The following is a 12862-nucleotide window of genomic DNA, read 5'->3' as shown; positions in this document are numbered from 1 at the left end:
TCGCCCAAGTTCGAAATCATTCCGATAGTTGTTCTATGACCGGGACAGACATCAGCAAGATATTCAATCAGGCTTTGGCCTTGGAAAAAGAAGGCAAACACCCGGAAGCGATCCAACTTTACGAAAGTCTGATTCAATCCCAACCGAAGTATCAAAAATCCTATCTGAATCTCGGAGCGCTCTATTCCAAACTTGGAAATTCAAGAAAGGCGATCGAAGTTTATCAAAAGGCCCTCGGGATCGGAAAAACCCCGGAACTCTATTACAATATCGGCGTAGAACTTTATAGAACGGGAGAAGTCGAAACCGCCGTTCGATCTCTCAAAAAATCCCTCGAACTCGAAAAACGATTTTTGAAATCGCATATTCTCCTCGCGTACTGCTATCGCCAACTGGAGAAAGACGACAAAACGGAACTCTATCTCACAAACGCGATTCGACTCGATCCTGAAAATCGAATGGCCCTCACCGCTCTCGCGACTTTACATTTCGAAAAAGAACGTTGGAAAGAATGTCTCGAAACCGCAAACAAGGTGAACAAACTTTATCCCGGCGACTCGAGAATGCAGGTGCTTCTTTCGGAGGTCCATACTCGACTCGGCAACTTTAAACAATCGTTTGAAATTCTAAAACAAGCGACTTCTCAATCGAAAGGATTTACCCGTTTTGCGGACGCGGTTGAAGAATCCAAAAAAAATCCGGAAGAAGCGGCCTTCTTCGACTCGTTGGAAAAACTCACCAAAAACAAATTGGATGAATTCCGTTCCAAATTCGAAATGAACAAGGAAAATCCGGAAGACTTCGCTCCTCCGAATCCGCAGGATGCACTTGATCTTTCACTCATGTATTTATTCCATGGTGATAAAGAACGGGCTTTGAAGTATATGCTTTACGCCCAGAAACAATTGGAAGAATCCGGTGCGCAAGAATCGAGCGATGGATAAAGGGCGAAATCATTCGCTCACTACTATAAACCTCAAAACTTTTTGGATTCGATCTTTAATCGTTTTATTCATCGCGTCTACCGTAAACGTCTGCATTTATCCGATACGAGAAGCCGAAGTTTTAGAAAACGACGTTTCCTTCATCTATCTTAATTCTACCGAATTCTCCGAAGCCGAACTCGAAAAGATAACCTCGATCTGGAAAGTAAGGGGCTTACGAGGAAAAGGAAATAGCGCGGAAGATAAAAACAATCTCGGCGTTTTATTCGCAAAAAATTCCTTTTTGGACGACGCTGAAACGTCTTGGAAAGAATGTATGAAACTTTCCGATTCAAATCCGATCTGTTTTTCAAATCTGATCCGAATGCATTATCTAATCGACGAATACGAAACCGCAAAAGAGGAAATCGCTTCGTATCTCAAAAACGCAAAAAAGGAACAAGTCCAACAAGTTCGAAAACTTCTTACTTCTCAAAACCGAAGAGAAGAAACCGTTCTCTTGCTCGACGTTCAGTCCAAAATTCCCGGAATGGAAGTCGTTTCTTGGGAAGAATTGAGCACCTATTTTTTGGAAAAACAGGATTACGAAAGAGCGTATTTCTATCTGGAAAAAATCCTTCAGATCAATCCCTATCATAAAAACGCGCGCGCGTCCATGGTTCTATTGGCTCACGATCTGGAAAAATGGGACGATCTTTTGATGTTCTCGATCAATCTCCATTCTACGGACGACAAGATCCCCGATTTGAACTATTACATCGCGAAAGCATATTACGAAAAACGCAATTACTCCGAAGCCCTGGACTGGATCCGAAAAGCGCCCGAATCCGAAAAGGAAACTCTTCCGTTTATCGAACTTTGGAAAAGAATTCTTCTTTCCGTAAATCCAAACTCAGATTTACATCCGATTCTCCCTTATATCAAAAGAATGCAGGCCAAAGGATTGCAGATTCGAGAAGAGGACATTTTGCCGACTTTGAATTCTTCCGGAAAAAAGACGATCGAAGACATCAAAGTCGGGCGTTAGATAGAATTTCGTCTAACGCAACAAATCCCAGATTTTCAAAGCTTGTTTTAGATTTTTCGGTTCGTGCGTTCGGATATATTCCACTTTTCGAATGGAAAGATACAACTCCGCGATCACCGTCGCGATCTCACGCTCGGAAACGTCCAAACCTCCGAGCGCGTTTCCTAAGAACGATTTTTTAGTCACCGAAACCATCATCGGGGAAAATTCTTCCTTAAGAGTTTTGATTTTTCTTAAAACCTCAAAGCTCACTTGAAAATCGGGGCTTAGAAAAAAACCCATTCCCGGATCGAAGATCAACTGCTCGCGGGAAATTCCCGCGCTCAACAAAGCCTTTGTTCTTTCCCGAAAGAATTTTACGATTTCGGAAAGTACATTCTCCCTTGTGAGATGAGATTGAACTTCGGGGCGATTCGCGTGATTGTGAGAATACATCAAAATAAACTTTCGATTTGTTCCCGAGAATTTTGAAATTTCGCGGATCGATGCCTCGTCCACAAAACCGCGAATATGATTGATAAACTCCGCACCGGCCGCCAATGAATTCGCGATCACCTCGGGTTGAAAAGAATCGACGGAAACGCGAATTCCTTTTGCGATCAGATCGGGAATCAGATTCTTCATTCTCACCCATTCGATTTCGGGTCCGACCAAACCCGCTTGGATATTGGAAGACTGAGCGCCTAAATCGACTACGTCCGCGCCTTCGCTTACGAGAGAATCCGCCTTTTGAGAAGACGCCGAATGCGTGAGATATTTTCCTCCGTCCGAAAACGAATCTTCCGTGATGTTCAAAACGCCAAAGATCGTGGGAGATTGCGCCGAAGAATTCGAATCCAGCTTAGTTTCCATCTATAAAAACTCCGATACAAGGCCGATACTTTAAGAGAGATCCTGGAATTAAACTAAAAACGGCAACTCTTCTACATTCTTTTTGGAGTGATTCATGCGTCCTTTTTCGAAATCGATTTTCTTTTTGTTTCTTTGCGTTCTTTCGCCCGTTTTTGCACAACCTTTGCCGGATCTACCCGAAAAACAATTCGGGCAACCTCTCAACACGCAGAACGACGAATACAATCCGATCATCAGCCCGGACGGCCGTTACATCGTCTTTCAATCCAATCGTCCCGGCGGAGAAGGCGGGATGGATATTTGGATCTCGGAGAACGTTCGGTTCTTGGATAAGGAAAGTCCTGCGGAATGGACCAAACCCGTAAACATGAATCAAAACATTCGGGAAGAATTAAAGCGACCTTCCGTTCAAGGAATGCGCAAACCGAATCTGTTTAACTCGAACGCGTTCGAAGGAGGCGCTTCGATCTTATTCGATTCGAACAACGCACCTTCCGAAATTTATTTCACGTCCACGATCAACCCTGCGATCAACCGCGCGGGTTTCGAAGGTTTGAATATTTACAGAACGATCAAGGATAAAAAAACGGGAAGATGGAGCGAACCGGAACATCTGAACGAAATCAATTCCAACTTCAACGAGAAGATGCCCGCGATATCGCCGGACGGAAATTTTTTGATCTTCTCATCCGATCGTCCCGGAGGTTACGGAGATTTCGATCTTTGGATTTCCGTTCGAAACGCGAAGAACGGGACTTGGTCTCAACCTAAGAATTTAGGTTCTCCTCTCAATTCTTCCGAAAGCGAAATTCTTCCGTTTATCCATCAAGACGGAGAACAGCTTTATTTCAGTTCCAATCGGGAAGACGAACGAAAGAAGTTTAAGATTTTTAGAATATTCTTAAGATATAAATCGGCTCTCGATAATATGCTCGAAGACGAGGAGGAAACGGAAGAACCCGCTCCGACCAAATCGAACGAAATCTCCGTTCCCAAAGTCGACCAATCTTCTTTACTCCTGCTCCCAAAACCGTTTAACACGGATAAGTGGGAAGGCCACGATAACGAGGGAATCAGTTTCGATCGGGACGGGATCTGGGCTTATACTTCCTCCAATCGAAGCGGCGGAGAAGGTCAATTCGACATTTATCGTTTTCAAGTTCCGGAATCGCTCCGTAATTCGTACACTCTGAATTTCAAAGGTCTCGTTTTGGACGGCTCCGAAAAAACGATGATCGGTTTGGATTCCACTCTGAAAATTTACGACGGCAATAAACCCGCAAACGTAATCACTTCCAAAAGAATCGGCGGTGATCTCACAAAGGGAAAACCTTCCAATTTTGCGACCACACTTCAAACCGGAAGGGTTTATAAAGTCGAAATCAGTTCTCCGGGTTTCCATCCCCAAGAAGATATTTTGGATCTCCGCGGAAACATCGGTAAGAATAGAAAAGTATATCGGACTTATGTTCTTCTCCCTATAAAAACCGGAGAAGGAAAAACGGAAGAATCCAAAGTAGAAGCGCCCGTCGATAACCAAACTCCTACGTCGGCGCCGATGAAAGTGGTTGTAGCGGATGCCACAACGAAACAAATTATTTCCGAAGCAAAAGTTACACTTTTTACACCGATTAACCGCAAAGGAGAATCCTTGATTCAGGAAGCGGACAAAAAATCGTTTCTGGTCAATAAATTACCGGAGAGCGATTTCGAGTTGTTTGCCACCGCTCCGAAATATATTTCCGAGAGCGTAAACGTTATTCAAAAAAATATTTCCAAAAATGGGACCGTGACAATTTTTCTTAAAGCGGAGAAGGACGTAGATCCGATCTATAATCTACACGTTTACTTCGAATTTAATAAAACAAAAATCACGGACGATAACAAAAAGTTACTAGCTCCTCTTGTAGACTATCTTGTTAAAAATGCGTCCGATAAAATTGAAATTGGGGGACACACGGATAACGTAGCCTCCAAGGAATACAATACAAGATTGAGCGCCAAAAGAGCTCGTAACGTTTACGAATATCTTCTTTCTAAGGGGATTTCCGAAAAACGGATGAAGGTGAGAGCTTATTGGTATTCACAACCGGAAGCAGAAAATGAGACAGAAACCGGAAGGTCAAAAAACAGAAGAGTCGGCTTTAGAAAGCTCTAAGGAGTTTTCATGACAGTACAATATCAAAAATATCTGCAAGCTCCGAGGTCTTGGGAAACGATCCAAGACCTCAATAAGATAAAATATATTCTCAAGGAATACATTCACTTTCAAGGTTTACTCGTTAAGGAGTCCCCTTTTCATCAGGAACTAAAACCTATGGAAATCAGAGAGGACGGAACATTCGTTTTTCCGATCGACTCTACTTTGACGAACGTAAACGACGAACTCGTTCTTTACAGAACTCTTTCCAAACATATAGAAATCGGTTTCGAAGTGATCGAAAAAAACGACACTCAGATCGTATGCAAACCCGTATTCGCAAAAATCGCAAAAACGCAAAGAATGTCACCTCGTATCGAGGGTTTGATCGGAAAAGTCATCTCGCATAAATTCCTGATTCCGAGAAAAGAATTAGAAATCAATAAAGTACTCGGGACCTCGGGGCAAATCATTCTCAACGATTTGAACCGCAAGGTGAAACAGATTTATCCTTCTTCCAGACTCGTATTCAGTTCTTCTAAAGAACTTTCTCCCGAAGAAGAATTGGTGAAGAAGTTCAAAAAACCGATTTATATCGAAGATACTTCGCTTTTGGATTCGAGCGCGGATGGAGAGTTCGGGGATTTGGATTTGATTCCGATCAAGGAAACCCTTCAGGAAGAATTGATCCTCGAAGAAAGAATCCGTTTTTTCAAAGGAAGCAAAACCCGATCCTTGCTTATCTATCCGATCTTGTTTAAGAACGGAGTCGAGGATCAAATCTTTGCCATGGGTGTGATCGAATCCAGCGACGGGCCCGTTTCCGACAAAGTGATTCCACTCTACAAAGAGATGGAAGAAATCTTCAATTCGAGAATGGGAGATTCCAATACGAAGTCTTTGGACATTCGTCAGAACGTTCTCAATATCTCGGAAGGCGGAATCCTTCTCGAAGTAACCGAATCCGAGTTGATCGAATCCTTCTTACATAAACCCGTTTTTACCGCGGACATTACCTTTAAGATGCAAGCCCCTCTGCGATTCGCATTTCATATCCGACATATTTCCCAAGTCGGAGAAATCTATCACGTGGGCGCAGAAATAGTTGGCTCCAACGATGCTAAGGCAAATATGACTCTATTGAAGAAAAATATGAACTTCATTAAGACTCAGTAATTTGCCTTGGAAAATCAGAAAAACTTTTTAACCACAGCCCCTTATAAGGGAACTAGAGACTTTTATCCGGAGGAAATGCGACTCCGGAATTGGATGTTTTCCGTAATGCGCGAGACAGTTTTGTCTTTCGGTTACGAGGAATACGACGGACCTATCTTAGAATCTTTCGATCTTTACAAAGCGAAAAGCGGCGAAGAGATCGTAGAGCGCCAATTATACGATTTTATAGACAAGGGAGAAAGACGAGTTGCGATTCGTCCCGAAATGACCCCCACACTCGCGAGAATGGTCGCGGGAAATCTTCGCAATCTTCCCCGCCCGGTTCGCTGGTTTTCGATTCCGAATTTATGGCGTTACGAACAACCCGGTAAGGGCAGACTCCGAGAACACTGGCAATTAAACGTAGATCTTTTCGGAGTCGACACACATCGGGCCGAACTCGAAATTCTTTTGATCGCGGATTCGATTCTAAAAAAATTCGGAGCTCCTTCTGGAAGTTATCAGATCAAGGTTTCTCATAGAAAACTTCTCGATAGTTTTTTAAAGGGTTCCTTAAAACTCAATGAGGATCAGGTTCACGGAGTTTCCAAACTTCTGGATAAAAAATCCAAAATTTCTCCCGAAGCTTTCGAAGCGGAAATCAAACCGCTTCTCGATAATTTCGATGAGCAGTTTGCGCTGATCGAAAAATATCTTTCTTCCAATTTGGAAACGGTTTCTTCGATTCCCGGAATCGATCCCGATTCGGTTTCTTTCATTCAAAATTTATTCAAAGAACTCGGAGAACTCGGGGTCGACAAACAACTCGTATTCGATCCTTCGATCATCCGCGGATTCGATTATTATACCGGTTGTATCTTCGAAGTGTTCGATACCAACCCCGAAAACAGAAGATCTTTGTACGGCGGCGGCCGATACGATAACCTGATCGGACTTTTTTCCAAAGAACAACTTTCTGGAATCGGTTTCGGATTAGGCGACGTGACTCTCAAAAACTTTTTGGAAGGTCATAAACTCATTCCGAATTTAAGCCGCGAAACGACTTTGTTTCTTCCGATCATGGACGATTCTCTCTTCGTTGAAACTTTCAAACTTTCGAAGGAACTTCGTGAGAATGGAATTCTCACCGAAACGATGTTAGATTCCGCGAAAATCGGAAAACAAATTCAGACCGCGGAAAAAAAAGGTTATCGCTACGTATTGTTTCTTGGAGAATCGGAAATCCGCACGGAAACGGTTCAAATCAAGGACCTCGTTTCCGGTGAACAGAAAAGCCTTCCGAGAAAAGGCCTTTCCGATATTCTTAAAAAAGATTTTCAACTTTGATACAAATCGTAGACCAGATCGATTTTTCATTCTCCACTTGGATTCGGACAAAACTCCACAATCCTAGGCTGAGTCATATTCTTTCCAAAATCAATCGCGGCGAAGTTTTTCTCGTGATTCTTCTTCCGCTTTTGTATTTCAAAAACGATCTTCCTTTCGCTTGGTATTGGGTTCTTTTATTTACGGGTTCGGTGACTTATGCGAACGATCGGTTCGTTCTTTTTTTAAAGAAGCTGATCGCTCGAAAAAGACCTTTGATAACCGTTGCGGGAAAAGTGGATTCGAATCCGGACATGAAACATTCGTTTCCGTCTGCGCACGCGGCCAATTCGATGACTGCGGTTTTGATTCTTGTGCTTTTGTTTAAATTCTCTCCGGCCTTGATTCTAATTAGTTTCTTAGCCGGAGTAGGAAGGTTGCTTTCTCTACATCACTTTGTAAGCGACGTGATCGGCGGTTGGATCATCGGAACGATCTTCGGTTTTACTGGCTTATTTCTTGGAAGCGCTCTTATTAGGTTTTGCTGTTCCTGATTTATTTCCCAAAGCATCCAACGTAAGTTTATGACGAACTTCTCCTTCGTGAGTGATCGAAGTGGAAGAAAGAATTTCGTCACTCAGATCCAAATTGATCTTCTTGTCCTTAATCAACAGTTTGAGAAAATTCAAAACGTTTTTGCTGAACATTTTGGATGCGTCCGCAGGAATCGAACCCGCGAGATTTTTATGACCGATCACGGTGACTCCTTTCGGAGTAATCACGTTTTGTCCGTGTTTTGTATATTCGCAGTTTCCGCCCATAGAGGACGCGAGATCCACTACGACCGAACCGGATTTCATGTTATCCACGATCTTTTTAGTAATCAATAACGGAGCTTTTCTACCCGGAATCAAAGCGGTCGTGATGATAACGTCCGCTCTTTGCGCGTATTTATCGATCGCTTCTTGTTGGCGTTTTTTGTATTCCTCGGTTTGTTCAACCGCGTAACCGCCCGCAGCCGCGGAATGCGAAGCGCCTTCCACTTCCACGAACTTAGCACCGAGAGATTGAACCTGCTCTTTCACTTCGGGTCTTGTATCGAATACGTCCACTACCGCGCCCAATCTTCTGCTGGAAGCGATCGCTTGTAAACCGGCAACACCGGCTCCGATGATAAGAACAGAAGCGGGAGTAATCGTTCCGGCCGCGGTCGTAAGCATAGGAAAGAATCTCGCTAAGTGAGAAGCCGCGAGAAGAACCGCTTTGTATCCGGCAACGGTCGCTTGAGAAGATAGAACGTCCATAGACTGCGCTCTTGTGATTCTCGCGATCGCGTCCAAACTTAAAACCTCCACTTTTTTAGCGGCGAGCTTTTGGATGGTTTGCGCGTTCATAGCCGGTTGGAACATCCCGAGATAAATCGTTCCCGATTTGATCTTCGCCAATGTCGCAGGATCCGCAAGATGAATGCTTACGATGATATTGGATTTGCTGAGAACGTCTTGACGAGAAACCAGACTTGCTCCGGCTTTTTTATAATCTTCGTCGTGATAGAAGGATTGTTCTCCGGCGCCTTTTTCCACAAGGACGGTTGCTCCGATTTTCTTCAATGCATCTACGATGTCTGGAGTTACGGATACTCTTGTTTCTTCTTTAGCTTCTTTTAAAATTCCAATATTCATAATTTATTCCCGGTAAATAGATAAATAGCGTGTTTCCGGACGCGTTTCGGTAAAGTACGTCCAGAATTTCTTCGCGTAAATTTAATCCAAGTTATTTTTAAAGTATTCGATGGTTTTCCGAATTCCTTCTACAAGAGGAACCTTCGGTTCGAATCCAAGACGTTGTTTGGCAAGAGTTAAGTCCGGCTTTCTACGAGCTGGATCATCCTGAGGCAACGGCTTATGAATGATTTTTGATGAAGAACCGGTTTCTTTTAAAACCAACTCGGCCAATTCACGAACCGTAAATTCTCCGTCGTTGCCTAAGTTGACGGGTCCGCTGAAATCTTCGGTGTTCATCATTCGTATGATGCCATCGACCAGATCGTCCACGAAACAAAAGGAACGAGTTTGATCTCCTTCTCCATACAATGTTATGTCTTCTTTTTTGAGAGCTTGCACGATAAAATTGCTGACCACTCTTCCGTCGTCCGGCAACATTCTCGGGCCGTATGTGTTGAAAATTCGAATCACTCGAATATCTACTTTATGATTTCTCTGATAATCGAAACAAAGAGTTTCCGCGACTCGTTTGCCTTCATCGTAACAACTTCTAATTCCGATCGGATTTACGTTTCCCCAATACGTTTCCTTTTGAGGATGTTCCAGCGGGTTTCCGTAAACTTCGCTTGTGGAGGCTTGTAAAATTCTCGCCTTTACCCGTTTGGCAAGACCGAGCATATTCATCATTCCGAGGACGTTGGTCTTTACCGTTTTGATCGCATTGGATTGATAATGAACCGGGCTTGCGGGACAAGCCATGTTGTAGATTTGATCAACTTCGAGTTTGATCGGATCCGTGATATCGTGTCTGATGAATTCGAACTTAGGATTTTTGAAAAGTTCTTGGATGTTCTTTTTTCTTCCCGTATGAAGATTATCCAAACAGATAACTTCGTTGCCTTCTTTCAAAAGCCTTTCACACAAATGAGAGCCGATAAATCCGGCGCCACCGGTGATCAATATTCTTTGTTTGCTCATGATTCTTCTTTTTCCAAAAATTCTGCGGGTAAGGGTTTTCCGTTTAAATCGAGTCCCTTGCTGAAAAACCATTCCATAACTTCGGGGGTTACTTCTCCGGGGAACGGGGTTTCCATATTTCCGTTCTCGGGAAAGTGGAATGGATCTTCGTCTTGCGGGAATTCCTGTTCAGCAACGCCCGATTGGAAAACCTTTTTAACCGATACGAATATGATGGATAAGCTAAAAAAGGACCAGAGGAGGGCAATCAAATATCCCAGAACGATCACCGATTTCGGAACTCCTTGTGAAGGATTGGCTCCCGTAATCCACGTCGCCATAATTCCCGCGTCCGTGTATGCGATGTTCCCCGTAAAATCCAAAAGGTCGTATAAACTATAAAGAGTGATGCTCGTTCCGATAAAAACGAGAATGAGACGATTCAATTTTAGATTGAATAGGCCGAGTAAAACAAAACCCAACCCCCAAAGAATTCCCGTGTATTGCGCGAGGTTTCCCGGTTTAGAATAGGAGATCGTCATCAGTAAAAGAACGGCGCCGAAAGAAATCAAAGTCGGCCTCACCATTCTCCCCGAAAATCCGCGATTGAGTAAGAATCCTCCGATCAGACAAGAACCCAAATATCCCGCCGAAACCACGAAGATAAAAGAACCGGTTCCGGAATTCGGAATCGCGATCGTTTCTCCCGATTCGTTTCCGTGAAGTTCGATCGCGTGAACGGAGCCGCCCGTCAACAACGCGGCGATCGCGTGACCGATCTCATGGATGAATACGATAAAGTCTTTTAGATAACTGACGAGATGATGATCCCAAAAGGAAAAAAGCGTGATCGCTATGGAAATAAAAATCGTCAGCCTGAGAAATCGATTCTCCATCGATCTAGTTATCGGCAGATTTCTTTATTTCCGAGAGAATTTACCTTTTCTTAGGAAGTTCTAAAATGTCTTAAAATTTCCTGCAATTTCGCCGCTTTTAAAACCGATTCGTCCACGAAGTGTTTGATTTCTTCCGAGGTTCTTGCGATCGATTCCGAACTGTCCGCGATACTTTGCATCGAATGTGAAATTTCATCGGAAGCGGTTTTTTGAAATCCGGAAGATTCGTTCACCGTTTCTCCGAGTCGATTGACTTGATCCGTGTTTTTTCGGATCTCGCTTAACTTCTCCGCTTGTGCGGACAAGGAAGCGGTTACGATCGTCGCGGAAGAATTTACTTCGCCGATATAATCGGTTAGTTCTTTGACGATGGACAACGACTCTTGAAATTTTTCGGCGCCGAAGTCGACCGCTTTCGTCGTGTTGCTGATCAGAGTTACGATATCCTTGATGGAATTTCGAGTTTGGTCCGCGAGTTTTGAAATTTCCTCAGCGACTACGCTGAATCCTTTTCCTGCTTCTCCCGCTCTTGCGGATTCGATCGATGCGTTTAACGCCAACAAGTTCGTCTTTTCGGAAATGGAAGTGATGATGCCGATGATCTTTGAAATTCCGTTCGAATATTCTTTGATTTCATCCATCGCAAGAATCGCTCTTCCGAAAGTTTCTTCGCTCTGAGAGGCCTTTTGTTTTACGGAAGAAGTCTGATGCGACAGGTTGTCCATCGATTTGGAAACGTTCTGAATCGATTCGTTTACTTTTCCGATTCCGTCGTTGATCGCGGTAAGTCCCGAAGACTGAAGATGAATCGACTTTACGATTTCGTCCAACGTGGACGATAATTCTTGAGAAGCGGACGCGGTTTCTTCGACCGAAGCCGCTTGTGTGTGCGTTCTGGATTGAAATTGTTCCGTGGATTCGGAAAGATATTGATAGAGTTGTTTATTCTTTTCAAAGTTCTCTTTGATTTGAACGAGTAAACCCCAAACGCTGATCACAAGCACTCGAAGACTCGAATGAATCTCCGTGATTTCGGAGTTTCCTCTCCTCGCAGGAATTTCCGTTAAAAAATTTCCGGATACGATTTCTTTCTGAATCGAAATGATTTCCCGGATTTCTTTTCGATAATTCAAAATCGTTCGCATCAAAAGAAGAATGCCCAACGTTCCGCAAACCACTCCGAGAACGGGTAAGAAGATCAAACCGTTTTGAATCCATTCGTAATTCGCGAACAACAAAGGAACAAAAACGAGCAGAGCATATGTGATGATTTTTCCGGAAAGTCCGAGTTTTTTAAAAAAGGCGCGAACGGCGGCTTTGAGTTTCCAAAAGAAGGATTCGGTGTTTCTCAATTCTCGAAAAAGAACCTCGGCCTTTTCGATTTGTTTGCGGGTCGCTTTTTTACGAACCGACATATAACCCGCAACCGCTCCTTCACTCATTACCGGAGTAATGGTCGCGTCGACCCAATAATGATCGCCCGATTTCGCGCGGTTCTTTACCACTCCGTTCCAAGGATTTCCGTTTTGAATCGTCTCCCACATTTCTCGATAAACTTCGGAGGGAACGTCCGGATGACGAATGAGATTGTGTGGCTCGCCTAGCATCTCCTTTTCGGGAAAACCGCTGATCTCAGCAAAGTCCTGACTCACGTAGGAAATTCTTCCCTTTGTATCGGTTCGGGAAATTAAAACCGCGTTGAAAGGAATCTCCAATTCTTTATTTGTAACGGGGAGATTTTTTCTCATGGGAAACCTCTTCAATTACATCCGAAAATAAGCCTCGATAGTTAAAAGAAAAATTTTGGAAAACGACCGAAAAGACGTTCCATAAAAAGCTAA

General features: G+C 43.5%; 11 protein-coding genes. 6 read left to right on the top strand and 5 right to left on the bottom strand.

Annotation, left to right across the window (positions count from 1 at the left end; translation table 11 throughout):
* Positions 1 to 35: 35 nt before the first annotated feature.
* Both LEP1GSC052_RS16820 and LEP1GSC052_RS16815 read left to right on the top strand, forming a co-directional pair.
* Positions 36 to 944: a tetratricopeptide repeat protein gene (locus tag LEP1GSC052_RS16820; protein WP_020985714.1), complete on the top strand. Its 909-nt coding sequence runs from the start codon at positions 36 to 38 to the stop codon at positions 942 to 944.
* Positions 937 to 1971: a tetratricopeptide repeat protein gene (locus LEP1GSC052_RS16815; protein ID WP_010573095.1), complete on the top strand. Its 1035-nt coding sequence runs from the start codon at positions 937 to 939 to the stop codon at positions 1969 to 1971. Before LEP1GSC052_RS16820 ends, LEP1GSC052_RS16815 begins: the two co-directional genes overlap by 8 nt.
* A 12-nt stretch (positions 1972 to 1983) precedes the next feature.
* Here the strand turns inward: LEP1GSC052_RS16815 and folP are convergent, their stop codons facing one another.
* Entirely contained in the window at positions 1984 to 2823 is an 840-nt protein-coding gene (gene folP, locus LEP1GSC052_RS16810; RefSeq protein ID WP_010573096.1) for a dihydropteroate synthase, read from the bottom strand.
* A 94-nt stretch (positions 2824 to 2917) separates the two neighbouring features.
* Between folP and LEP1GSC052_RS16805 the strand changes: the two genes are divergently transcribed.
* From LEP1GSC052_RS16805 to LEP1GSC052_RS16790, 4 genes are read left to right on the top strand one after another with little or no spacing between them, the layout of a single operon-like run.
* Complete coding sequence (locus LEP1GSC052_RS16805) at positions 2918 to 4981, top strand: OmpA family protein (RefSeq protein WP_010573097.1); 2064 nt, start codon at positions 2918 to 2920, stop codon at positions 4979 to 4981.
* Between the two features lie 9 nt (positions 4982 to 4990).
* Positions 4991 to 6139: a DUF1577 domain-containing protein gene (locus tag LEP1GSC052_RS16800; RefSeq protein WP_010573098.1), complete on the top strand. Its 1149-nt coding sequence runs from the start codon at positions 4991 to 4993 to the stop codon at positions 6137 to 6139.
* 6 nt (positions 6140 to 6145) lie between these two features.
* The gene (gene hisS / locus LEP1GSC052_RS16795) at positions 6146 to 7465 is read left to right on the top strand and encodes a histidine--tRNA ligase (RefSeq protein WP_040913113.1); all 1320 of its coding nucleotides are present in this window, start codon (positions 6146 to 6148) and stop codon (positions 7463 to 7465) included.
* Positions 7462 to 7998 (top strand): phosphatase PAP2 family protein, encoded by a 537-nt coding sequence (locus tag LEP1GSC052_RS16790; RefSeq protein ID WP_010573100.1) that lies wholly within the window; start codon positions 7462 to 7464, stop codon positions 7996 to 7998. The genes hisS and LEP1GSC052_RS16790 overlap by 4 nt, the downstream gene beginning before the upstream one ends.
* Here the strand turns inward: LEP1GSC052_RS16790 and LEP1GSC052_RS16785 are convergent.
* From LEP1GSC052_RS16785 to LEP1GSC052_RS16770, 4 genes are all read right to left on the bottom strand, one after another.
* Positions 7957 to 9126, bottom strand: a complete 1170-nt coding sequence (locus LEP1GSC052_RS16785) for a Re/Si-specific NAD(P)(+) transhydrogenase subunit alpha (RefSeq protein ID WP_010573101.1) — start codon at positions 9124 to 9126, stop codon at positions 7957 to 7959. The genes LEP1GSC052_RS16790 and LEP1GSC052_RS16785 overlap by 42 nt on opposite strands.
* Before the next feature lie 81 nt (positions 9127 to 9207).
* On the bottom strand, positions 9208 to 10146 hold the full coding sequence (locus LEP1GSC052_RS16780) for a UDP-glucuronic acid decarboxylase family protein (protein WP_010573102.1): 939 nt from the start codon (positions 10144 to 10146) through the stop codon (positions 9208 to 9210).
* Positions 10143 to 11021, bottom strand: a complete 879-nt coding sequence (locus LEP1GSC052_RS16775; RefSeq protein ID WP_010573103.1) for a M50 family metallopeptidase — start codon at positions 11019 to 11021, stop codon at positions 10143 to 10145. Before LEP1GSC052_RS16775 ends, LEP1GSC052_RS16780 begins: the two co-directional genes overlap by 4 nt.
* Positions 11022 to 11071: 50 nt before the next feature.
* Entirely contained in the window at positions 11072 to 12769 is a 1698-nt protein-coding gene (locus tag LEP1GSC052_RS16770; RefSeq protein ID WP_010573104.1) for a methyl-accepting chemotaxis protein, read from the bottom strand.
* Positions 12770 to 12862: the final 93 nt, after the last annotated feature.

The sequence above is a fragment of the Leptospira kmetyi serovar Malaysia str. Bejo-Iso9 genome, assembly GCF_000243735.2.
In the GTDB taxonomy this organism is placed as follows: domain Bacteria; phylum Spirochaetota; class Leptospiria; order Leptospirales; family Leptospiraceae; genus Leptospira; species Leptospira kmetyi.
This window is presented reverse-complemented; position numbering and strand designations above follow the sequence as displayed.

Excerpts from the sequence above, each read along its gene's own strand:
- LEP1GSC052_RS16820 (WP_020985714.1), top strand. The coding sequence starts at position 36 with ATGACCGGGACAGACATCAGCAAGATATTCAATCAGGCTTTGGCCTTG.
- LEP1GSC052_RS16815 (WP_010573095.1), top strand. The coding sequence starts at position 937 with ATGGATAAAGGGCGAAATCATTCGCTCACTACTATAAACCTCAAAACT.
- folP (WP_010573096.1), bottom strand. The coding sequence starts at position 2,823 with ATGGAAACTAAGCTGGATTCGAATTCTTCGGCGCAATCTCCCACGATC.
- LEP1GSC052_RS16805 (WP_010573097.1), top strand. The coding sequence starts at position 2,918 with ATGCGTCCTTTTTCGAAATCGATTTTCTTTTTGTTTCTTTGCGTTCTT.
- LEP1GSC052_RS16800 (WP_010573098.1), top strand. The coding sequence starts at position 4,991 with ATGACAGTACAATATCAAAAATATCTGCAAGCTCCGAGGTCTTGGGAA.
- LEP1GSC052_RS16785 (WP_010573101.1), bottom strand. The coding sequence starts at position 9,126 with ATGAATATTGGAATTTTAAAAGAAGCTAAAGAAGAAACAAGAGTATCC.
- LEP1GSC052_RS16780 (WP_010573102.1), bottom strand. The coding sequence starts at position 10,146 with ATGAGCAAACAAAGAATATTGATCACCGGTGGCGCCGGATTTATCGGC.
- LEP1GSC052_RS16775 (WP_010573103.1), bottom strand. The coding sequence starts at position 11,021 with ATGGAGAATCGATTTCTCAGGCTGACGATTTTTATTTCCATAGCGATC.
- LEP1GSC052_RS16770 (WP_010573104.1), bottom strand. The coding sequence starts at position 12,769 with ATGAGAAAAAATCTCCCCGTTACAAATAAAGAATTGGAGATTCCTTTC.